The sequence below is a fragment of the Stenotrophomonas sp. 1L-E-5-B-C3 genome (genome assembly GCF_057292075.1).
The window spans coordinates 277852-297461 of sequence record NZ_JBXAWS010000001.1 but is presented as its reverse complement, the minus strand read 5'-3'; the positions used below and the strand labels follow the sequence as shown (position 1 = coordinate 297461).

The window sequence follows — 19610 nt, the reverse complement described above, 5'->3', positions numbered from 1 at the left end:
GCCCTGTGGCGCCGACATGGAAACCCACTCGGAAGGACACCACATGCGAATCGTTCCCTCGAATGCCCGGCACGTCGCTGCCCGCTGCGATGCATTCGCGCGCCGCCTGCCGCCGCTCTGGCTGCTGTCACTTGGACTTGCCGCAGCGTCGGCACAGGCTCAGGCTCAGGAGACAGCGGCGCCCGTCGTGGAGGCGCCCATCGCCGCCGAGGCGATCGTTGACGCGCCTGCAGGGATGGCACCTGTTGCAGCGCCCATGGCCACCGAAGCCGTTGTCGCGGCGCCGGCTCCCGATGTACCGGCTGCCGTGACACCTCCTGCGACACCAGTGGTGGACGCGCAGCCGGCGCCGGTTGCAGACCCGACGCCTGTGCCCGTTGCACCCGCAGCGGCGGCGCCTGTCGCTGCACCGCCTGCTGTCGTCGAGCCAGCCGTCCCGGCGGTAGCTCCCGCGCCGCCCGCCTTGGTCATCGCGCCGTTGCCGCCCGAGCAGGCGACCGAGCGTGCGCTTGGTGCCCGCTGCCCGGTGGATCTGGCTGGGCGGCTGGCGGCCCAGGGCGAGCTGCTGATCGGCGCCTGCCAGGGCACGATGCCGGCGCATCTGGCCGCGCTGCTGGTCGCGCTGCCCCAGCAGGACGTCCACCTGCCGCGCAGCTGGCGCGAGCGTGAGGTGCAACAGAAGGTTTGGTTCAAGGCGGTGCCGGGCTACGGCCAGCGCCCGGACTTCATCGCGCGGATGGGCGACATCTGGGTGCGTTCGCTGGAAGGACGCGACGCCGACAGCACGTTCTACCTGGTGTCGGCACCGTTCACCTGCAGCGACAGGGTCGCCAACCGCGATGAGTACGGCGCGGAGCCGGTACGTGTGCCAGCGGGTGACTGCCGCGAGGCCTATGTGGCCCAGCGTGTGTACCAGGTTCGCGGGGACGCCGCGCCGAGGGATGTGACCGCCGATGCCATGCCGGCCATGCCCCAACTGACGGAGGCCGATCGTGCGCGGCAGCTGTCGCGCGACGGCCGGATCAGCCTGGACCACAGCAAGTTGCAGTACGGCCCGGCCATGCGCTGGTTCGTGCAGTACCCGGAGACGGCGCAGAAGGTCGGTCCGCGTGCCTACAGTGACTGGAACCGCGAGCACCTGGCCTTCGTGGTCTGGACTGGGGATCGCTTCGAGCTGCGTGAGAAGGTCGCGCGGGCGCAGTGGCCCTGTGATCCGGTAGCACCGGGCGATCGCGCCTGTGGTGGCTTCCCGGATTCCGGGCCGGATCTGTTCGTGACCGCCGGTGCGTCCGCGCCGGTCGCGGCCTCCAGCCCCTGAGGCAGAGGGCCGAAGTGACGCGGGAGCCGGAATGACCGGCTCCCGCGCTGTTCATCAGGCCTGCATGCTGCGGGTCTGGTTCTGCTGTTGTTCCAGTTGCTGATCGCGGTCCTGTGCCAGACGCTGTCCCGCGGCTTGCTGATCAATGCGCTGGCTGCTCTGCTCCAGCGGGGTGTTCATTGCCACGGCGGTGTCCACCGATACGCGCAGATGCGCCGGGTCGCCGCCCTGGCCCTGCACCGCGAAGCTGCGCGAGGCGTCGGCATTCATCACCACCTCGTCGATGCGCTTGCCGCCTGCAGCGTGCATCTCCGCCGCCAGGCTACCGGCCAACTGCGTACTCATCACATCCGGCACGCGGCCGACGCGAACGTCCTGCGCATGCACGCCACGGATCGCGTCGTTGAACAGCGGGTTGCCAAGATGAGTGGCATCGTCCATGCGCAGCATGCTGGTGTGATGGCCGTTCTTCTCCGCCTCGCGACGCGCCGGCTCACCGGGTTGCAGCGGGCCACGGATGTGGTCGTACAGATCGACGGCACCGCCCGGAATGCCACGTGCCGCACGGGTAACGCCGCGGCGCAGCGATTCGACGTCGTCGCGGTACTCCTCGATCATCTTGGCGTTGTCTTTCGCCAGCTTCTGCGTTTCCGGGTGCTTCAGCACCGAGCCTTCGTTGAGGAAGTTGCCCAGTTTGTGCGCGCCGAATGAGCTGGTGGCCGCGATGATCGGACGGTCTGGAATCAGATCACGCAGGGCGTGATTGCTGAAGCCATTTGCCGCGAGCGTCTTGATCTCATCGGGCTTGGCGTAGATGCGGACCTGGCCGAAGTGCGGCGAGGCGGCGCTGACCGGATCGGAAGCCATGACGTGGTTGATCATGGTGTTGCCGCCTTCCGGAATGCGGTAGCTGAGGCTGACCGCGCCGTAGGCGTTGAAGGTCTCGCCCTTGACGTTGAAGTGGTGCGAGGTGATCTGGGCCAGGGCGCCGCCGAGGGAATGGCCGGTGACGGTGACCTCAGGTGGACGTTGTCCGAGATCCTGGCCTTCCTTCTTGGCGTAGGCGAGGGCACGCTGGGTCAATGCAATGGCGTCCGGGGCCTGCACATTGGTGCGGGCGACAACCATGCCACCGTCGGTGAGGACTGCATCACGAGCGATCTGCTCGGTGCCGCGATGTGCAACGACGATTTCATTGGTATCGACCCGTTGATAGATCGTTCCCTGATAGCCGTTCAGTCGATTGTCGACATGCTCGAGAATCCTGTACTTGTGCCCGTTGATCGGGACGATCTCATCCTGGCCAGGTGCACGACGACCGACCGCGTAATCCTTGTATGCATCTTCGGATAGCGCAGCATAGTCTTGGCTGTTGAAGCTCATTGGCGGACCTCATCGGCTTCAAGCGAAGCGGAGAACAGCGCATTCTGCAGTTCAGGGCGGAACTTGGTCGGGTCTTCCTGGCCGCTTGCGCCGTAGTCAGGAATTTCGTTCACGCGCGGATAGTCCGCACGAGGATAGTGGCGGGTCTCGGTCTCGCCTTTGACGAAGGGGGACGCCTCAATGAATGACAGGAAGCGTGTCTCACCCTCGGCACCAGTGGCCTTCAGCATCGCGCCGGCACCGCTGAATTCCCACTTGCAGACGCCACGGCCGTAGTAGTCCTCATCCAGCATCCGGTCGAGGTACACGGTGCCGCGGTACTCGCCGTCGGCGACCTTGCGCAGCTCCACCGGCTCCTGGCTGGTGATGCGTGCGGCGGTACCGGTGGCCGGTTCGATGTGCCCGCACTGGTCTTCGTTGGTCACGTCGTACTGCGCGACACCTTCGACCACCGCGAAGTCGCCGGGGGCGTCCTTAAGGCGCAGCACAAGCTCATAGGCCTTGCGTGGGCTGGGGTTGAGCTTGGCGAGGCCACGCCCACCCTGGGCGACATCGGCTTCAGCAGCGGCACGTTCCTGGTTCATGGCGGTCTCCGGATTGCAGGCGGTCAACAGAAGCAGAGCAAGGCACGGGATGAATTTACGGCGCAATGTCGGCCTCCAGTAATGAAAGGGGGGAAGAACGGTCGGTCATGGCGAGACGTTCCGTGCGGGTTGGGTCACGAGGGGCGCATCGGAGAACTCTTCTCGATGCGAGGGCAGCGAGCGACCGTCGTGGTGTCTGGACAGAGCCTGCCACGCATTGCCCAGCGCATTGCCGAGCCAATGGCGGAATCCGCCGTGGTAGTAGCGCTCATCCAGCAGGCTTGCCAGGTACAGGGTGCCGTAGTCCGTGCCCAGCAACCTCAGGCGAATCCCCGCTGGCAGGTAGCGGGCGTCATCCGCAGGAGGCGTGACGACCGGTGAGTCCTGCGCACCTGCATGCGCCACGCATGCCGCAGGAGCGACCAGGCAGAGGTAGAGCAGGGGGTAGAAGATCATTCGCAAAGTGCGTCCTGCAGGCAGTTGCAAAGGGATGGGCGTTCCATGCGTGCCTCCTTCCGTGGTGACAGTCGATGCCATTATGGGCCGGAGAAACGCTGTGATTCCATCGTTTCCACGGTCAGAGTGGCAGAAAATTGACGCCAGCCACGATGGGTATCCTAATCCGTGACCCATTTTGCGTATTAACATGCGGCTGACAAAAGTGAATCCGGTGTTCCGTCGCGGCTCAGGCCATCGATGGGACCCGGGTGTCCAGTAACTGCGAAGAGCTACCCATGAACATCCAGATCCGCACCGAAACCACGGCCGACCACGCCGCCATCCATGCACTCACCGAGGCCGCCTTCCGCCAAGCCCCGCACAGCAGCCACACCGAGCAGTTCATCGTCGATGCGCTGCGTTCGCGTGGGGAGCTGAGTATTTCGCTGGTCGCCGAAGCACAAGGCGAGGTGGTCGGCCACATTGCCCTGTCGCCGGTGACGGTCAGCGATGGCAGCACCGGCTGGTTCGGCCTGGGCCCGATTTCGGTGCTGCCCGCATGGCAGGGGCAGGGCATTGGCGCGGCCCTGATGCACGCGGCTCTGGAAGCCTTGCGTCAGCAGGGCGCGTACGGCTGCGTGTTGCTGGGTGAGCCGGCCTATTACGGGCGCTTCGGGTTCCGTGCCGAGCCGGGCCTGGTGCTGCCGGGCGTGCCGGCGGAGTACTTCCAGGCGCTTTGCCTGCAGCCTCCGCTGGCTCAGGGCGAGGTGCAGTACTCACCGGCCTTCGAGGCGACAGCCTGAGCCACGGCGGGCGCCCGTTCAGGGCGCGCGCCAGACGGTCGGTTCGGGTTGCGGCTTCGGAATGCGGTAGCCGCCGATATGCTCGAGAAGTTCATTGGTGCGGCGCTGCTCGACCAGTACCTCACGCAGCAGGTTGCGCACGGCGAAGATGGCGAACGGCACCAGGATCCAGACCAGGCTGATTCCCAGTGCAAACAGGGTCAACAGGGCTTTTGCACCATCCATGCACGGCATTCCTTGATCGAAAGCAGCCACGCTAGCACGCAGCTGCTGCCGACGGATGTCAGGCCTTGTGCCGAAGATGGATCAGCGGATACGGGCGGCCCTGCGAATCCAGCGGCGAACGACCGGTTTCGGCAAAGCCCATGCGCAGGTAGAAGCCCACGGCCTGCGCGTTCTGTGCGTTGACGTCGGTGCTCAGCTGCGGGTGCAGGGCCAGTGCATGCTGCAACAGCTGCCGACCGATACCGGTGCCGCGCACGTCCGGATCGATGAACAGCGCTTCCATGTGGGTGCCGTCGATCAGCATGAATCCCTGCGGCTGGTCCTGTGCATCGACGGCGACGGTCATCGGCGCCTGCGGCAGGAAAGCGGCCACTTCGGCATCGATGGCCTGGCGGTCTTCGGTACTGAGGAAGTCGTGGGTGGCGTCGACGGCGCGACGCCAGAGGTCGACGAGGGCGGCGCCATCGTCGGCGCGCGAGCAGCGCAGGGTGGTCATGGGTTCACCAAGGTGCTTCGGATGAGCGCGCATTATGAAGCCTTCCGGCTGCAGGTGCGGGCGCGGACTCATCCATCGTTGCGGTGGCGGATGAAGGGGCTGTGGGTCGTTGCCTCGGCGCGCAGCACCACGCCATCCTCGAAGTCCTCGCTGTCGTTGAAGGGCACAAGGGGCCACTGCCTCCACCGAGCAAGCCGTTCCAGGTAGTTGCGCGTAGCCATGGCGAGCGCCTCGTCGTGGGCCTGCATACGCTCCGCTGGAAGCCCGGAACGCACGCCATGCACCACATGCGGTTCCATCACCTCGAAGCCGACGTAGCGCAGGCTGTACATCAATGGCCACAGCAGCAACCGGGTGTCACCCTCGCGGCCATCAAGCGCGCACGCCCGTGCCGATGAGCCGGTAGTGACGCTCAGCAGCGCACGCTTGCCGCGCATCACGCCGTGTTCGTGGCGCTGCCGGCTGTTGTACATCGGTCCGTAAACCAGCACGCGGTCCAGCCAGCCCTTGAGGATGGCCGGTGCCGCGAACCACCACAGCGGGAACTGCAGGATCACCAGGTCCGCGGCCCGCAGCAGTTGCAGGTGACGTTGCACATCGGCGGGCAACTGGTCGTGTTCGGCGCTGTAGCGTTGTTCGCGCTGGGCATCGAAGCGCTCGGGCTGCAGGCGCCGTGGATGGTGCCAGGCGGCTTCCAGCGGATCGAAGCCTGCTGCATACAGGTCGACCATGTCCACCTGCAGATGGTCGTGCCGCAGCTGCTCGGCGGCCTGCATGGCCAGGTGGGCATTGAAGGAACGGGGTTCGGGATGGGCCAGCAGGATCAGGGCGCGCATGAGGGAGGGCGTATTGGAATGTGCGACCATCCTCGCGATGCTGGCATGCCCCGGCAATTACGCACCTTGAGGTAACCATGGCTCATCCTGGCGATGTCTATGCCGCCGACTGCTCGGCGCGCGATGCGCTGGCACTGATCTCCGGCAAGTGGGTGATGCTGCTGCTGCCGGCGTTGGCCGAAGGCCCGCAACGCAATGGTGCGCTGCTGCGGAAGATCGAAGGCATCTCGCAGAAGGTGCTGACCCAGACCCTGCGGCAGCTGGAGCGCAACGGCCTGATCGAGCGCTGCGATCTGGGCAGCAAGCCACTGCACGTGGAGTACCGGTTGACCACGATCGCACGCACTCTGGTCGACACGCTTGCGGCCCTGGACCGTTGGGCCGAGCATAATTTTCCGGCCCTGGACGCGGCCCGCGAGCGCTTCGACGCGCGTTAGCGGCGCCTGCACGGCTGCGGGCGTACAATGCGGCCCCGGCGGCCATCCTGGCCCTGCAGAAACGCGAGAACCGCCATGACCGACGCCCTGGGTGTGCCGGTGCACGACACCGACGAACACTGGATGCGCCACGCGCTGGCGCTGGCCGAGCGCGCACAACGCGAGTTCGACGAGATCCCGGTGGGTGCGGTGCTGGTCAGTGCCGACGGCCAGCTGCTGGGTGAGGGCTGGAACCTCAACATTGCTTCGCACGACCCCAGTGCGCATGCCGAAATCGTGGCCATGCGTTCAGGTGGAAAACTGCTCGCCAACCATCGCCTGCTCGGCAGCACCCTGTATGTGACCCTGGAGCCGTGCGCAATGTGCGCGATGGCGATCGTGCACGCGCGCGTTGCACGACTGGTCTACGGGGCCAGCGATCCCAAGACCGGGGCCTGCGGCAGTGTGTTCGACCTGCTCGGCGATGGTCGCCACAACCACCGGGTGGAGATCCACGGTGGGGTGCTGGCCAAGGAAGCGAGCATGCGCCTGACCAACTATTTCCGCGCTAAGCGCGGCAAGCCTCCGCTGCTGCTGGAAGACCACGCCGGCGAGGGCTGAGGGGCTAAAGGGTATGATGGGCGCCTCTTTCCATCACCGGTAGGCCGCGCGCCTGCCCAGCAACGAGGCGACACATGGCGGACAACGGCGCGGCCAACGAACGACTGATCTGGATCGACCTGGAAATGACCGGGTTGGATACCGACAACGATTCGATCATCGAGATCGCCACCGTGGTCACCGACGCCCAGCTTAACGTGCTGGCTGAAGGTCCAGAATTCGCCATCCACCATCCGCTGGAAACGCTGGAAGCGATGGACGAGTGGAACCGCAACCAGCACCGCCGCTCGGGCCTGTGGCAGCGTGTGGTGGACAGCACGGTGACCCTTGCCCAGGCTGAGGCGCAGACGGTGAATTTCCTGGCGCAGTGGATTCCGGCCGGCCTGTCGCCGATGTGCGGCAACTCGATCTGCCAGGATCGCCGCTTCCTGCACCGCCAGATGCCGCGCCTGGAGAAGTACTTCCACTACCGCAACCTGGACGTGTCCACGGTGAAGGAACTGGCCAAGCGCTGGGCGCCGACCGTGGCCGCCGGCGTCGGCAAGAACAGCAACCACACCGCGCTGAGCGATGTGCACGATTCGATTGCCGAGCTGCGTCACTATCGCCAGTTCATGGGCGCGCTGTCGGGGTTGCCCACGGCCTGAACAACGACGCCGGGCATGGCCCGGCGCTACCGGATGACTCGCGAACTGGTAGTGCCGGCCGCTGGCCGGCAATTCAGCGGCCTTCGTGGCGTGTATCAGGTTGCCGGCCAGCGGCCGGCACTACCCTCCGTTCAACTCCCTGGCGCTAAGATCGGCGCCATGAACGAGCCCATCCTGCTCCCCCGCGACATTGCTCACGACGCCCGCGACTGGTCTGACCTGCAGCGGGCGGTGACCCTGCTGGAAGCGCCGACCCTGACCGCGCGCATGGCCAATCTGGTCGGTACGCCGCTGGAGTTCGCGGTGAAGGCGCTGCCCAGCTCGGTCTCCAACCGCATCCACGGCGCGGTGCAGGCGGCGCTGACCAAGTCGGCGCAGGCCGCGCTGTGGAGCATGGACAACACCCCCGGCAAGGGCGCATCCACCCGTTGGCACAAGCTGGCCGCAGCGACCTCCGGTGCGGTTGGCGGCGCTTTTGGTTTTGCTGCGCTGTTCATCGAGTTGCCGGTGTCGACCACCATCATGATGCGCGCCGTGGCCGACGTGGCTCGCAGCGAAGGCTTCGACCTGTCCGAGTTCAGTACCCGCCAGGCCTGCCTGGAGGTGTTCGCGCTGGGTGGCAACTCGCCGCGCGATGACGCCAGCGAGACGGGCTATTACCTGGCCCGGGGCTTCACCACCGATGTGATGCGCCATCTGTCGGCTGAGCTGGCCGGGCGCGTGGTGACCGGCCGTGACCTCACCCTGGGCGTGGCACCGAAGGAAGCCGGCAAGCTGCTGGCGAAGATGGTGGAGAAGGTGGCCGCGCGCTTCGGCGTGGTGGTCACCGAGAAATTCGCCGCACAGGCGGTGCCAATCGTGGGTGCCGCTGCCGGTGCGACGCTCAACACGATGTTCACCGATTACTACCAGGACATGGCGCGCGGCCACTTCATCGTGCGCCGGCTGGAGCGCAAGTACGGCGAAGACGTAGTGCGCACCTGCTATGACCGTGTGGCGCATGGCGGGGCGTTGATCGAGCCCACGTTGTAACCCGCTTCGGGGTCAGAGCCCTTTGCGTTGCAAAGGGATCCGACCCCGACCTCGCACAGGGTCAGAGCCCTTCCGCAGGAAGGGCTCTGACCCTTGCCTGCCAGGCACAACTGTTTTGCCACGATCCGCCTGTTGCGCTGCGGCATCCATCCCCATCCTTGCGGTCAGTCCCCCCGCAAGAGATCGCCGCCATGTTGTTCACTCCCCACCGTCTGGGCCTGTTGGCCCTGCCCAACCGTATCGTGATGCCGCCGATGACCCGCTCGCGTGCCGCCGACGGCAACGTTGCCACTGCGGAAATGGCCGCCTACTACGCGCAGCGCGCCGGTGCCGGCCTGATCGTCAGCGAAGGTACCCAGATCAGCCCGCAGGGCCAGGGCTATGCCTGGACGCCGGGCATCCACAGCGCCGAACAGGTGCAGGGCTGGCGACAGGTGACAGATGCCGTGCACGCTGCAGGCGGTCGCATCTACGCCCAGTTGTGGCACGTAGGCAGGGTCTCGCACGTGGCGCTGCAGCCCGGCGGTGCAGCACCGGTGTCGTCGTCGGCGCTGCTGGCCGAAGGCGTGAAGGTGTTTGTCGACCCCACCGGCGCGGGTCCCGAAGCCGGGGTGGGTGAGATGATCCAGCACTCGATGCCGCGCGCGCTGGCCGAGGCCGAGATTCCCGGCATCATCGCCGACTACGCACAGGCCACCCGCAATGCGCTGGCGGCCGGTTTCGATGGCGTTGAGCTGCACGGGGCCAATGGTTATCTAATCAACCAGTTCATCGATTCGCAGGCCAACCAGCGCACCGACGGCTACGGTGGCGCGTTGCAGAACCGGCTGCGCTTCCTGCGTGAAGTAGTGGAGGCGGTGGTGGCGGTGGCCGGTGGTGAGCGCGTTGGCGTGCGCCTGGCGCCGCTGACGACGTTGCAGGGCGCGGTGGACGACACGCCGCAGGCCACCTATCTCGCTGCGGCACACCTGCTGGGCGGGCTGGGCGTGGGCTACCTGCACATCGCCGAGGCCGACTGGGACGACGCACCGCTGATGCCGGTAGCGTTCAAGCAGGCACTGCGCATGGTCTACCCGGGCACCCTGATCTACGCCGGCAAGTACACCGCCGAACGCGCCGAGCAGGCACTGGCCGAAGGCTGGGCCGACCTGATCGGCTTCGGCCGCCCGTTCATTGCCAACCCGGATCTGCCGGAGCGCCTGCGTCTGGGTGCGGAGCTGAATCCGCCGGATCGCGCGACGTTCTTTGGCGGTGGCGCGGTCGGGTTTACCGATTACCCGGTGCTGGAAGAAAGCGTTGCCGCCTGATCCCGGAGGTTGCCGGCCAGCGGCCGGCACTACCAGGGTGCGCGGGGCAGGGTAGTGCCGGCCGCTGGCCGGCATTTCTGTTTGGGATCAGGGCTTGTCGCGCACCAGCGCGTCGGCCTCGACCACGCCGCCATCCTTGCCATGCAGGTACAGGTGCATGTCCTGCTGCGGATACGGAATGTTGATCCCGGCCCTGTCGAAGCCCAGCTTGAGCTGCTCCAGCAGCGTGACCTTGGTGCCGAACCAGTCGGCGGACTTCACGTAGCAGCGGATGCCGAGGTTGATCGCGTGCGCACCCAGCTCATACACCACCACATCCGGTGCCGGTGTCTGTAGCACGCGCGGGTCGGCCTTCATCAGCGCCAGCGCGGTGTCGCGCGCCAGCTGGATGTTGTCTTCGTAGCCGATGCCCACCACCAGTTCGACACGGCGGGTCGGTTCGGCGGTCAGGTTGATGATCGGCGCAGCGGTGATCAACGTGTTTGGAATGGTGGTGTGCTGGTTGTCGGCACCGGTGATGACGGTCTGGAAGATGCGTACCTCGCGCACCGTGCCGGTCTGCCCAGCCACCGTCACCACATCACCGACGCGGAACGGCCGCAGCGTCACCAGCATCACGCCCGAGGCGATGTTGGACAGCGAATCCTTCAGCGCCAGGCCCACCGCCAGGCCGGCGGTGCCGAGCACGGCCAGCAGCGGGGTGATCTGCACGCCCAGCGTGCCAATGGCCAATACCACCACGATCACCAGCGACGTGGCATAGACCACGTTGCGCAGGAAGCTTCCCAGCATCGGGTCCACGCCCATGCGCGCGGTGGCGCGCGGCATCGCATTGGACAGGCGTCGTGCCACCCACATGCCGACCAGCAGCACAACAATGGCGGCCAGCAACGGCACGCCGTAGGTTTCCAGCAGGCGCTCCCAATCGAGTGAGTGGAACCAGGGCGTTGCGGCGGGGGCGGGTGGGGCAGTAGCGAGCATGCGGGCTCCTTTGCGGCGGGGGAGGTGGCGCGCGCAGACGCCAGAAACAACAAGCCCCGCAGAGGCGGGGCTTGCATGCAGCTGAAGTATGGGCTGGCGCCGATGAAAGCGACGTCAGCCCTCAGCAATCACGGTCTCAGCCCTTGGCCTTCAGCTTGGCCAGGCGCAGCCAGGTATCGACCACGGTATCCGGGTTCAACGACACCGACTCGATGCCTTCCTGCATCAGCCATTCGGCCAGATCCGGGTGATCGGACGGGCCCTGGCCGCAGATGCCAACGTACTTGCCCTTGGCACGTGCTGCCTTGATCGCCATCGACAGCAGCTTCTTCACCGCCGGGTTACGTTCGTCGAACAGGTGCGCGACGATCGACGAGTCGCGGTCCAGGCCCAGGCTCAGCTGGGTCAGGTCGTTGGAACCGATCGAGAAGCCGTCGAAGATCTCCAGGAACTCATCGGCGAGCAGTGCGTTGGACGGCACTTCGCACATCATGATGATCTTCAGGCCGTTCTCGCCCTGCTTCAGGCCGTTCTGTTCCAGCACCTCGATGACCTTGCGGCCTTCTTCCAGGGTGCGCACGAACGGAATCATGACCCACAGGTTGTCCAGGCCCATTTCGTTGCGCACGCGCAGCACGGCCTTGCACTCCAGCGCGAAGGCGGCCGAGAAGCTCGGGTCGACGTAACGGCTGGCGCCGCGGAAGCCGATCATCGGGTTCTCTTCGTGCGGCTCGTAGTTGCTGCCGCCGATCAGGTTGGCGTACTCGTTGGACTTGAAGTCCGACAGGCGCACGATCACGGCGTTCGGTGCGACCGAGGCGGTGAGGGTGGCGATGCCTTCGGCCAGGCGGTCCACGTAGAAGCCGACCGGATCGGAATAGCCGGCGATCTTCTCGTCGATCTTCTTCTTCGTCGCCGCATCCTGACGGTCGTATTCCAGCAGGGCGTTCGGGTGGATGCCGATGTGGCTGGCGATGATCATTTCCAGGCGGGCCAGGCCGATGCCGGCGTTCGGCAGCTGGCCGAAGTCGAAGGCACGTTCCGGGTTGGCCACGTTCATCATGATCTTCAACGGTGCCGGCGGCATGTTGCCCAGATCGGTGGTGGTGCGCTCGAAGCCCAGCTTGCCTTCGTAGATGAAACCGGTATCGCCTTCAGCGCAGCTGACGGTGACCAGCTGGCCATCTTCGATGACCTTGGTGGCGTTGCCCGAACCGACCACGGCCGGCACGCCCAGCTCGCGCGCGATGATCGCGGCGTGGCAGGTACGGCCACCGCGATTGGTGACGATGGCCGATGCACGCTTCATCACCGGCTCCCAATCGGGGTCGGTCATGTCGGCGATCAGCACGTCGCCCGGCTGCACGCGGTTCATGTCTTCCAGCGTCTTCACCACGCGGGCCACGCCGGCGCCGATCTTGGCACCCACGGCACGGCCCTCGGCCAGCACGTTGCCGCCCTTTTCGGTCAGCGCGAAGCGCTCGATCTGGGTGGCATGGCTGCGCGACTTCACCGTTTCCGGGCGCGCCTGGACGATAAACAGCTTGCCGCTGACACCGTCCTTGGCCCACTCGATGTCCATCGGGCGGCCGTAGTGCTTTTCGATGACCAGCGCCTGCTTGGACAGTTCCTGCACGTCCTCGTCGCTGATCGAGAAGGTGGTGCGCAGTTCGGCCGGGGTGTCCTCGATCCTGACGCGCTCACCGGGGACATCCGAATACACCATGCGGATCGCCTTGCTGCCGAGCGAGCGGCGCAGGATCGCCGGCTTGCCGGCCTGCAGGGTGGGCTTGTAGACGTAGTACTCGTCCGGGTTGACCGCGCCCTGCACGACCATTTCGCCGAGGCCGAACGAGGAGGTGACGAACACCACGTCGCGGAAGCCGGACTCGGTGTCCAGGGTGAACAGCACGCCGGAGGAACCGACGCCGGAACGCACCATCAGCTGCACGCCGGCGGACAGGAACACGTCTTCATGCTTGAAGCCGTGGTGCACGCGGTAGGCGATGGCACGGTCGTTGTACAGCGAGGCGAACACTTCCTTGACCTTGTGCACGACGTCGTCGGCACCGGTGACGTTGAGGAAGGTTTCCTGCTGGCCGGCGAAGGAGGCATCGGGCAGATCCTCGGCGGTGGCCGACGAACGCACGGCCACGGCCACGTCGCCGCCGCCGTTGTCGGCGCTCAGCTTGGCGTAGGCGGTACGGATGTCCTGGTCCAGCTGCGGCTGCAGCGGCGCGTCGATCACCCAGCTGCGGATCTCCTTGCCGGCGGCGGTCAGCGCGTTGACGTCTTCGACGTCCAGCGTGGCCAGCTTGTCGAAGATGCGCTTGGACAGGTCGTTGTGCGCGATGAAGTCCTTGAAGGCTTCAGACGTGGTCGCATAACCTCCAGGAACGGAGACGCCCAGACCGGCCAGATTGCCGATCATCTCGCCCAGCGAGGAATTCTTGCCGCCTACGCGGGCCAGGTCGGCCAGACGCAGTTCGTGCAACCACAGGATGTTCTCGTTCAAGCGCGATGCTCCGTTTGGCCATCGCCCGAGGCGGGCTGAGTGGCCGCGTCCGTAGGAAGAAGCCGATATGATGCCGGGCAGACCGCTGTCGGCACAAGCTTGTGTTGGCGGCCCTTTTAGGCTTCGTAGGGGGTAAAAGCGCGCATGTCGACCATCCGTCCGGTGTTCTACGTTTCCGATGGAACCGGTATCACCGCTGAAACCATTGGGCATAGCCTGCTGACCCAGTTCTCCGGGTTCAGCTTCATTACCGACCGGATGTCGTTTGTAGACGACCCCGAAAAAGCCCGGGAAGCCTGTTCCCGGATCCAGGCGGCGGGGGAGCGTTACCAGGTCAGGCCGATCGTGGTGAACTCCTGCGTGGACCAGAGCCTGAGCCTGATCCTGGCCGAGAGCGGGGCCCTGATGCTCGATGTGTTCGCGCCGTTCATCGAGCCGCTGGAGCGTGAACTGTCCAGCTCGCGGGTGAACCGGGTGGGGCAGGCCCATGGCATGGTCGACTTCGACACCTACCACCGCCGCATCAACGCGATGAACTTCGCGCTGACCCATGACGACGGCATCGCGGTGAATTACGACGACGCCGACGTGATCCTGGTGGCGGTGTCGCGGGCCGGCAAGACGCCCACCTGCATCTACCTGGCCCTGCATTACGGGGTGCGTGCGGCCAATTACCCGCTGACCGACGAGGATCTGGAAAGCGACCGCCTGCCGCCGCGCCTGCGCAACTACCGGCGCAAGCTGTTCGGCCTGACCATCGACCCGGACCGCCTGCAGCAGATCCGCCAGGAGCGCCGCCCGAATTCGCGCTATGCCAACCTGGATACCTGCAAGCGCGAGGTGGCCGCGGCCGAGGTGATGTTCCAGATGGAGCGCATCCCGACCCTGAGCACCACCCATACCTCGATCGAGGAGATCTCCAGCAAGGTGCTGGCCACGCTGGGGTTGCAGCGCGAGCTGTATTGATCCGCGCGCCACGACCAACGGTCGTGGCCTACCTGCGTGGTCGGGGCCTACCTCCGTGGCGGGCATCGCCCCTCCTCCGCGGTGGGTATCGACCGTTGGTCGATACCGAGCCCCTTTGGTCGGGGCGATCCCGCCCCCACGTTGAAGCACCAACGTGTAGGATCGACCCATGGCCCGAGCCTTGCCCCGCACCGAACGCATTCCCCGCCTGAGCCGGCTCAGCTGGCTCATGGGCCTGTACGCGGAAAACTACCGGCACCTGGTGCGCCTGTTCGAACCGGCCGGGCTGGTGGCGGGCAGCTACATTTCCTCGATCGGCGACGGCCTGGATGTTCGCCTGGACGTGATCGAGTGCCACCGCTACACGGTGGAGCTGCGCCTGACCTACGACCTGGCCGATCCGGTCACCGGCGAGCCGGATCCCTCGGCCTATGTACGCCTGTACCGTGATGCGCGCCAGGCCGAGACCACCCACTGCTATGTCGGCCGCCGCTGGCAGGACACGATGGGCCTGTACCCGCCGCCGGCAGAGCTGATCAGCCACCGCATGCGGATGAACACCTTCCTCGGCAAGTGGCTGGAATACCTGGCCGAACGTGGCCACGGCGTCGCCACCCTGCGCCGCGATCCCGACGGCGCCAGCACGCCCGCCGAGCGCCGCCTGTCGCTGGTGCGCTGATCGGCCATAATCCACGGCTGACCTGCCGCTGGATGCTGCCATGCCGTATACCCCGATCGTCGCCACCCTGGGCTACGTGCTGTCGCCGGATCGTCGCCAGGTGCTGATGATCCATCGCAATACCCGTCCCGGTGACCACCACCTGGGCAAGTACAACGGCCTGGGCGGCAAAATCGAACCGACCGAAGACGTGGCCGCTGGCATGCGCCGCGAGATCGCCGAGGAAGCCGGGATCGACTGCATGGACATGCGCCTGCGCGGCACCATCAGCTGGCCGGGTTTCGGCAAGCATGGCGAGGACTGGCTGGGCTTCGTGTTCGTCATCGACAGCTTCGAAGGCACCCCGCACGGCGGCAACCACGAGGGCACCCTGGAATGGGTGGATGTGGACAAGCTCGACCAGCTGCCGATGTGGGAGGGTGACCGCAACTTCCTGCCGCTGGTGTTCGACGCCGACCCGCGCCCGTTCCACGGCGTGATGCCGTACAAGGACGGCCGCATGGTGAGCTGGGCGTACAGCCGGCTGTGAGGCGGCTCGCCGGGCATGGCCCGGCGGGCATTACCGCCGTTGCGCCAGCAGCAGGTGGAAGTGCTTCTCGCGAACCTGCCCGTCATTGCCGGTCGCGGATTCCCGGTGGCTGCGCCAGGCCGAAACGCTGAAGCCGGAAACGCGCAGTGCCAGTTCCACCGCGTCCAGCTCATGCAGCTGGAAGTCGCTGGCAAATGGCAGGCTACGCATGAAGGCCGCGTCACCGAAGGCCAGGCACAGCCGGCCACCCCGGCGCAGCACCCGCGCCAACTCGTCGAGCACCGGCGCCAGGTGCGGCCAGAAGTACAGGGTATTGACCGCCAGCGCGGCGTCCATCGAGGCGTCGGCGACCGGCAGGGCATGGGCGTCGCTATGGCGCATCGCGGCACGCTCAGCCAGTCCGGCACTGGCCAGCCGCTGGTTGCCGGCCTCGACCATGGCCGTGGACAGCTCGATGCCCAGATAGTGGCTGCCGGAGGCCTGCAGCAGCTGCGGCGCGAATGCGGCGTTGCCCGGGCCGATCTCCAGGATCCGTTCACCAGCGGAGGCGGCCAGCAGCCCGATCGCGGCCTGGTTGAGTGCGCCGTTGCTGCGGTTCATCGCGTCGGCCACCTCCAGCGCAGCCTCGCCATGGGGCTGCCGCAGCTGTGCGGCCAGGGTAGGAGCATCCAGCATCATCATCGTCCGTTGCAGAGTTTCGGACGTGGCGGCGGCGGGTCCGCCGGTGACCATAGCGCCGACCCTGCGGCTTGGGAAGTAGGGAAACCCCGCTTCGGGGTGATGAGGAAATGTCCAGCGTCGCAGTCGGTGAGATCTGGTTGTCCACAGGGGGTGTGGATTACGCGTGGGCAACTTTGTGGATAAGCGCCGACAGGCGCCACCCCCCTAGGCTGTCAAGATGGGTGGCGAAAAATTCACCGCCGGTGAGGGCAGGTGAGGGAGCGGTGAAGGATGGCCGCTGCCGCCGCTGTCGCCAGCAGCGGTGCTCGCGGTAACCTGTGGCCCTTGATGCTCCGTGAGACTCCATGAAACGTCACTTCTCGATGCTGCGCGAATTCCAGCTGGCCGACTGGTTCACCCTGGCCAATGCTTTCTGCGGCACCGGTGCGGTCTTCGCCGCGATGCGCTTCCTGCAGGACGGCGAGCGCGGCTATCTGCTGTTCGGCATGGCGCTGATCCCGCTGGCCTTCATCTTCGATGCCCTCGACGGGCACATCGCGCGCTGGCGCAAGTCCAGCTCCACCCTGGGACGTGAGCTGGACTCGCTGTCCGATGTGATCTCCTTCGGTGTGGCGCCGGCGGCGCTGGCCTATGCCTGCGGTATGCAGGGCGGCTGGGACTGGCTGGTGCTGAGCTACTTCGTCTGCTGCGGTGTCAGCCGCCTGGCCCGCTACAACGTCACCGCCGAGGCACTGGCCGGCGACGAAGGCAAGGTCAAGTATTTCGAGGGCACGCCGATCCCGACCAGCCTGCTGCTGGTGATCGTGCTGGCCATCGCCGCCGGCACCGGCGCCATCGGCCAGGACATCTGGTTCGGCCAGTGGCAGATCGGGCCGTGGCAGCTGCACCCGATGGTGCTGCTGTTCGCCCTGTCCGGGTCGCTGATGATCAGCAAGACCCTGCGCATCCCCAAGCCATGAGCCAGCCCTGCGGAGGCCTGCGATGACCAGCTCGGCCCACGACCCCGGCAGCAGTGATTTCGAGACCCTGGCCCGGCAGTACTTCGGCGCCTGGGGCGACGCCCTGCGTCATGCGTCCACCCCGGGTGCACCGGCCGGTGACGACCCCGGCAGCTGGCGGCGCCTGTTCGACTGGTGGGGCCAGCTGTTGCCAGAGCAGGGACAGGGCGCGCCGGAAGATGCCGTGCGCCGGTTCCGCGAACAGGCCGGCAGCTGGTACGGCACCATGCAGGAAGTGGCTGCGCGCTTCGCCGGCCGCGATGCCAGCAGCGCCGACGTGGCCCAGGCCTGGCGCGAGGCGGTGCAGGGGCAGGGCGATGGCATGCTGCAGTGGATGCTGCAGGGCGCCCGGGGCAGTACCCACGCAGGTGCCGCGGTGCCCGAATTTGCGGCGTGGCTGCAGCAGTTCCAGTTGCAGGCCGGCCCGTGGCTGCAGAGCCCGGCGTTCGGCCCCGGCCGCGAGCACCAGGCGCGCTGGCAGTCCCTGCTGCGTGCGCAGGAGGAATACCAGCAGCATTCACGCGCCTACGTCGATCAGATCAAGCAGGCACTGGACGAGGCCTTTGCGCTGTTCGAGCAGCGCCTGGCCGAGCACGAGCAGCCGGGCAGCCAGCTGACCAGCGCCCGCGCGATGTTCGACCTGTGGATCGAAGTGGCCGAGGAGGCCTACGCCAAGGTCGCCATGTCCGAACCGTTCCAGCAGGTGTACGCCTCGCTGGGCAACGCACAGATGCGCCTGCGCGCCGGCCTGCAGCGCGAGGTGGAACAGATGAGTGAACGTATCGGCCTGCCGACCCGGAGCGAGATGGACGCCGCACACCGCCGCATCGCCGAGCTGGAGCGCAGCCTGCGCCGCCTGCAGGCACAGGTGGCGGTGCTGGCCGGTACCGCCGAGGTGGATCCGGTGGCGCAACCGGCGCCGGCGAAGGTGAAGCCGGCCGCGCGCAAGGCCGCGAAGAAGGTGGCGCCCGCAAAGAAGGCGTCTGCGAAAAAGTCGTCCGCGAAGAAGGCTGCACCAAAGGCAGCGCCCCGTACTTCCACGCGGGCGCGTGACCGATGAAAGGACCGCTGGGCTTCAACGCCGATGACCTGATGCAGGAAACCCTGGCCATGCAGCGCAAGCTGATGGAAGGGCTGAAGCTGCTGCCGCAGGTCGAAGATGTTGATTACGGCGTGACCGCCCGCGAGGAGGTCTGGCGCGATGGCAAGGTGGTGCTGTACCGCTTCGTCGGTGAGCAGGCGCCGACCCGGCGCACGCCGCTGCTGATCGTCTACGCGTTGGTCAATCGGCCGTACATGGTTGACCTGCAGGCCGACCGTTCGCTGGTGCAGAAGCTGCTGGCGCTGGGCCAGGACGTGTACGTCCTGGACTGGGGCTACCCGGACCGTTCCGGACGCTTCCAGACCCTGGAGGACTACCTGCTGCGCTACATCGATGGCGCGGTGGATGCGCTGCGCGCGCGCAGCGGTGGTCCGGTGGACATGCTGGGCATCTGCCAGGGAGGCGTGTTCGCACTCTGCTACGCCGCGCTGCGCCGGCAGAAGCTGGGCAAGCTGATCACCATGGTCACCCCGGTCGATTTCCACACCGCCGACAACATGCTCTCGCACTGGGCGCGGCAGGTGGATGTGGACCTGCTGGTCGACACGCTGGGCAACATCCCGGCCGAGCTGATGAATGCCAGTTACCTGATGCTCAAGCCGTTCCGTCTGAACGTGCAGAAGTACGTCGGCCTGCTCGACATCCTTGATGACAAGGCGGCGCTGGAGGATTTCCTGCGCATGGAGAAGTGGATCTTCGATTCACCGGACCTGGCGGGCGAGGCGTTCCGCGACTTCATCAAGCAGTTCTACCAGGGCAACGGGCTGATGTACGGCACGGTGCGGATCGGCGAAGAGGCGGTGGATCTGTCGAAGGTGACCCTGCCGGTACTGAACATCTACGCCGAGCAGGACCATCTGGTGCCGCCGGACGCCTCGCGCGCGATGCGTGGCCGACTGGGCACCGAGGATTACACCGAGTCCAGTTTCCGCGGCGGGCACATCGGTATCTATGTTTCCGGGCGTGCACAACGCGAAGTGCCGGCGACGATCGATGGCTGGTTGAAAGCGCGCGACGCGTAAAGCCGGTTTCTTTTTTTTTTGTAGAGTCGAG

22 protein-coding genes are annotated in these 19610 nt (G+C 66.3%); 13 read left to right on the top strand and 9 right to left on the bottom strand.

Annotated elements, in window-relative coordinates; translation table 11 throughout:
* Nucleotides 1-43 precede the first annotated feature (43 nt).
* Nucleotides 44-1318 carry a hypothetical protein gene (locus AC0Z6F_RS01350; RefSeq protein WP_448123168.1) on the top strand — a complete coding sequence of 425 codons (1275 nt, stop codon included), beginning with the start codon at nt 44-46 and terminating at the stop codon, nt 1316-1318.
* 54 nt (nt 1319-1372) lie between these two features.
* Here the strand turns inward: AC0Z6F_RS01350 and AC0Z6F_RS01345 are convergent, their stop codons facing one another.
* Genes AC0Z6F_RS01345 through AC0Z6F_RS01335 form a run of 3 tightly spaced genes read right to left on the bottom strand, consistent with a single transcriptional unit; the run spans nt 1373 to nt 3741 of the window.
* Nucleotides 1373-2701: an XVIPCD domain-containing protein gene (locus AC0Z6F_RS01345; protein ID WP_012511431.1), complete on the bottom strand. Its 1329-nt coding sequence runs from the start codon at nt 2699-2701 to the stop codon at nt 1373-1375.
* Nucleotides 2698-3351, bottom strand: coding sequence for a hypothetical protein (locus AC0Z6F_RS01340; protein ID WP_006374290.1), 654 nt, complete (start codon nt 3349-3351; stop codon nt 2698-2700). Before AC0Z6F_RS01340 ends, AC0Z6F_RS01345 begins: the two co-directional genes overlap by 4 nt.
* Before the next feature lie 39 nt (nt 3352-3390).
* Nucleotides 3391-3741, bottom strand: a complete 351-nt coding sequence (locus tag AC0Z6F_RS01335) for a hypothetical protein (protein WP_006374288.1) — start codon at nt 3739-3741, stop codon at nt 3391-3393.
* A gap of 278 nt (nt 3742-4019) precedes the next feature.
* Between AC0Z6F_RS01335 and AC0Z6F_RS01330 the strand changes: the two genes are divergently transcribed.
* Nucleotides 4020-4526, top strand: coding sequence for a GNAT family N-acetyltransferase (locus tag AC0Z6F_RS01330; RefSeq protein ID WP_012511430.1), 507 nt, complete (start codon nt 4020-4022; stop codon nt 4524-4526).
* A gap of 18 nt (nt 4527-4544) precedes the next feature.
* Here AC0Z6F_RS01330 and AC0Z6F_RS01325 read toward each other — a convergent pair whose 3' ends face one another.
* The 3 genes from AC0Z6F_RS01325 to AC0Z6F_RS01315 all read right to left on the bottom strand — a co-directional run bounded on the left by AC0Z6F_RS01325 (nt 4545) and on the right by AC0Z6F_RS01315 (nt 6083).
* The gene (locus AC0Z6F_RS01325; protein ID WP_005410107.1) at nt 4545-4751 is read right to left on the bottom strand and encodes a hypothetical protein; all 207 of its coding nucleotides are present in this window, start codon (nt 4749-4751) and stop codon (nt 4545-4547) included.
* Between the two features lie 58 nt (nt 4752-4809).
* The gene (locus AC0Z6F_RS01320; protein ID WP_006374231.1) at nt 4810-5247 is read right to left on the bottom strand and encodes an acetyltransferase; all 438 of its coding nucleotides are present in this window, start codon (nt 5245-5247) and stop codon (nt 4810-4812) included.
* Nucleotides 5248-5315: 68 nt separating this feature from the next.
* Nucleotides 5316-6083, bottom strand: coding sequence for an NAD(P)H-dependent oxidoreductase (locus AC0Z6F_RS01315; protein ID WP_012511429.1), 768 nt, complete (start codon nt 6081-6083; stop codon nt 5316-5318).
* 77 nt (nt 6084-6160) lie between these two features.
* Here AC0Z6F_RS01315 and AC0Z6F_RS01310 point away from each other — a divergent pair, with 77 nt between their 5' ends.
* The 5 genes from AC0Z6F_RS01310 to AC0Z6F_RS01290 all read left to right on the top strand — a co-directional run bounded on the left by AC0Z6F_RS01310 (nt 6161) and on the right by AC0Z6F_RS01290 (nt 10106).
* Nucleotides 6161-6520 carry a winged helix-turn-helix transcriptional regulator gene (locus AC0Z6F_RS01310; RefSeq protein ID WP_006374229.1) on the top strand — a complete coding sequence of 120 codons (360 nt, stop codon included), beginning with the start codon at nt 6161-6163 and terminating at the stop codon, nt 6518-6520.
* Nucleotides 6521-6595: 75 nt separating this feature from the next.
* Complete coding sequence (tadA, locus tag AC0Z6F_RS01305) at nt 6596-7120, top strand: tRNA adenosine(34) deaminase TadA (protein ID WP_032971011.1); 525 nt, start codon at nt 6596-6598, stop codon at nt 7118-7120.
* 74 nt (nt 7121-7194) lie between these two features.
* The gene (gene orn / locus AC0Z6F_RS01300) at nt 7195-7767 is read left to right on the top strand and encodes an oligoribonuclease (protein WP_012511426.1); all 573 of its coding nucleotides are present in this window, start codon (nt 7195-7197) and stop codon (nt 7765-7767) included.
* Between the two features lie 159 nt (nt 7768-7926).
* A complete protein-coding gene (locus AC0Z6F_RS01295) occupies nt 7927-8799 on the top strand; it encodes an EcsC family protein (RefSeq protein ID WP_012511425.1) in 873 nt (290 codons plus the stop codon).
* Between the two features lie 191 nt (nt 8800-8990).
* Nucleotides 8991-10106 (top strand): alkene reductase, encoded by a 1116-nt coding sequence (locus AC0Z6F_RS01290; RefSeq protein ID WP_485616403.1) that lies wholly within the window; start codon nt 8991-8993, stop codon nt 10104-10106.
* Between the two features lie 87 nt (nt 10107-10193).
* Here AC0Z6F_RS01290 and AC0Z6F_RS01285 read toward each other — a convergent pair whose 3' ends face one another.
* Both AC0Z6F_RS01285 and ppsA read right to left on the bottom strand, forming a co-directional pair.
* Nucleotides 10194-11087, bottom strand: a complete 894-nt coding sequence (locus AC0Z6F_RS01285) for a mechanosensitive ion channel family protein (protein WP_006374142.1) — start codon at nt 11085-11087, stop codon at nt 10194-10196.
* A 136-nt stretch (nt 11088-11223) separates the two neighbouring features.
* Nucleotides 11224-13602 carry a phosphoenolpyruvate synthase gene (gene ppsA / locus AC0Z6F_RS01280; RefSeq protein WP_485616405.1) on the bottom strand — a complete coding sequence of 793 codons (2379 nt, stop codon included), beginning with the start codon at nt 13600-13602 and terminating at the stop codon, nt 11224-11226.
* Between the two features lie 144 nt (nt 13603-13746).
* Between ppsA and ppsR the strand changes: the two genes are divergently transcribed.
* The 3 genes from ppsR to AC0Z6F_RS01265 all read left to right on the top strand — a co-directional run bounded on the left by ppsR (nt 13747) and on the right by AC0Z6F_RS01265 (nt 15776).
* Nucleotides 13747-14568, top strand: a complete 822-nt coding sequence (ppsR, locus tag AC0Z6F_RS01275) for a posphoenolpyruvate synthetase regulatory kinase/phosphorylase PpsR (protein WP_012511422.1) — start codon at nt 13747-13749, stop codon at nt 14566-14568.
* 169 nt (nt 14569-14737) lie between these two features.
* Nucleotides 14738-15247 (top strand): DUF1249 domain-containing protein, encoded by a 510-nt coding sequence (locus AC0Z6F_RS01270; RefSeq protein WP_006374079.1) that lies wholly within the window; start codon nt 14738-14740, stop codon nt 15245-15247.
* A gap of 40 nt (nt 15248-15287) precedes the next feature.
* Nucleotides 15288-15776 carry an NUDIX hydrolase gene (locus tag AC0Z6F_RS01265; RefSeq protein ID WP_012511421.1) on the top strand — a complete coding sequence of 163 codons (489 nt, stop codon included), beginning with the start codon at nt 15288-15290 and terminating at the stop codon, nt 15774-15776.
* A 30-nt stretch (nt 15777-15806) separates the two neighbouring features.
* Here AC0Z6F_RS01265 and AC0Z6F_RS01260 read toward each other — a convergent pair whose 3' ends face one another.
* A complete protein-coding gene (locus AC0Z6F_RS01260; RefSeq protein ID WP_485616409.1) occupies nt 15807-16457 on the bottom strand; it encodes a class I SAM-dependent methyltransferase in 651 nt (216 codons plus the stop codon).
* A gap of 344 nt (nt 16458-16801) precedes the next feature.
* Between AC0Z6F_RS01260 and AC0Z6F_RS01255 the strand changes: the two genes are divergently transcribed.
* Genes AC0Z6F_RS01255 through phaC form a run of 3 tightly spaced genes read left to right on the top strand, consistent with a single transcriptional unit; the run spans nt 16802 to nt 19579 of the window.
* A complete protein-coding gene (locus AC0Z6F_RS01255) occupies nt 16802-17416 on the top strand; it encodes a CDP-alcohol phosphatidyltransferase family protein (RefSeq protein ID WP_012511419.1) in 615 nt (204 codons plus the stop codon).
* 22 nt (nt 17417-17438) lie between these two features.
* On the top strand, nt 17439-18515 hold the full coding sequence (phaE, locus tag AC0Z6F_RS01250) for a class III poly(R)-hydroxyalkanoic acid synthase subunit PhaE (RefSeq protein WP_006374021.1): 1077 nt from the start codon (nt 17439-17441) through the stop codon (nt 18513-18515).
* The gene (gene phaC, locus AC0Z6F_RS01245; RefSeq protein ID WP_485616412.1) at nt 18512-19579 is read left to right on the top strand and encodes a class III poly(R)-hydroxyalkanoic acid synthase subunit PhaC; all 1068 of its coding nucleotides are present in this window, start codon (nt 18512-18514) and stop codon (nt 19577-19579) included. The genes phaE and phaC overlap by 4 nt, the downstream gene beginning before the upstream one ends.
* Nucleotides 19580-19610 lie beyond the last annotated feature (31 nt).

Excerpts from the sequence above, each read along its gene's own strand:
- AC0Z6F_RS01350 (WP_448123168.1), top strand. The coding sequence starts at position 44 with ATGCGAATCGTTCCCTCGAATGCCCGGCACGTCGCTGCCCGCTGCGAT.
- AC0Z6F_RS01345 (WP_012511431.1), bottom strand. The coding sequence starts at position 2,701 with ATGAGCTTCAACAGCCAAGACTATGCTGCGCTATCCGAAGATGCATAC.
- AC0Z6F_RS01335 (WP_006374288.1), bottom strand. The coding sequence starts at position 3,741 with ATGATCTTCTACCCCCTGCTCTACCTCTGCCTGGTCGCTCCTGCGGCA.
- AC0Z6F_RS01330 (WP_012511430.1), top strand. The coding sequence starts at position 4,020 with ATGAACATCCAGATCCGCACCGAAACCACGGCCGACCACGCCGCCATC.
- AC0Z6F_RS01325 (WP_005410107.1), bottom strand. The coding sequence starts at position 4,751 with ATGGATGGTGCAAAAGCCCTGTTGACCCTGTTTGCACTGGGAATCAGC.
- AC0Z6F_RS01320 (WP_006374231.1), bottom strand. The coding sequence starts at position 5,247 with ATGACCACCCTGCGCTGCTCGCGCGCCGACGATGGCGCCGCCCTCGTC.
- AC0Z6F_RS01315 (WP_012511429.1), bottom strand. The coding sequence starts at position 6,083 with ATGCGCGCCCTGATCCTGCTGGCCCATCCCGAACCCCGTTCCTTCAAT.
- AC0Z6F_RS01310 (WP_006374229.1), top strand. The coding sequence starts at position 6,161 with ATGGCTCATCCTGGCGATGTCTATGCCGCCGACTGCTCGGCGCGCGAT.
- tadA (WP_032971011.1), top strand. The coding sequence starts at position 6,596 with ATGACCGACGCCCTGGGTGTGCCGGTGCACGACACCGACGAACACTGG.
- orn (WP_012511426.1), top strand. The coding sequence starts at position 7,195 with ATGGCGGACAACGGCGCGGCCAACGAACGACTGATCTGGATCGACCTG.
- AC0Z6F_RS01295 (WP_012511425.1), top strand. The coding sequence starts at position 7,927 with ATGAACGAGCCCATCCTGCTCCCCCGCGACATTGCTCACGACGCCCGC.
- AC0Z6F_RS01290 (WP_485616403.1), top strand. The coding sequence starts at position 8,991 with ATGTTGTTCACTCCCCACCGTCTGGGCCTGTTGGCCCTGCCCAACCGT.
- AC0Z6F_RS01285 (WP_006374142.1), bottom strand. The coding sequence starts at position 11,087 with ATGCTCGCTACTGCCCCACCCGCCCCCGCCGCAACGCCCTGGTTCCAC.
- ppsR (WP_012511422.1), top strand. The coding sequence starts at position 13,747 with ATGTCGACCATCCGTCCGGTGTTCTACGTTTCCGATGGAACCGGTATC.
- AC0Z6F_RS01270 (WP_006374079.1), top strand. The coding sequence starts at position 14,738 with ATGGCCCGAGCCTTGCCCCGCACCGAACGCATTCCCCGCCTGAGCCGG.
- AC0Z6F_RS01265 (WP_012511421.1), top strand. The coding sequence starts at position 15,288 with ATGCCGTATACCCCGATCGTCGCCACCCTGGGCTACGTGCTGTCGCCG.
- AC0Z6F_RS01260 (WP_485616409.1), bottom strand. The coding sequence starts at position 16,457 with ATGATGATGCTGGATGCTCCTACCCTGGCCGCACAGCTGCGGCAGCCC.
- AC0Z6F_RS01255 (WP_012511419.1), top strand. The coding sequence starts at position 16,802 with ATGAAACGTCACTTCTCGATGCTGCGCGAATTCCAGCTGGCCGACTGG.
- phaE (WP_006374021.1), top strand. The coding sequence starts at position 17,439 with ATGACCAGCTCGGCCCACGACCCCGGCAGCAGTGATTTCGAGACCCTG.
- phaC (WP_485616412.1), top strand. The coding sequence starts at position 18,512 with ATGAAAGGACCGCTGGGCTTCAACGCCGATGACCTGATGCAGGAAACC.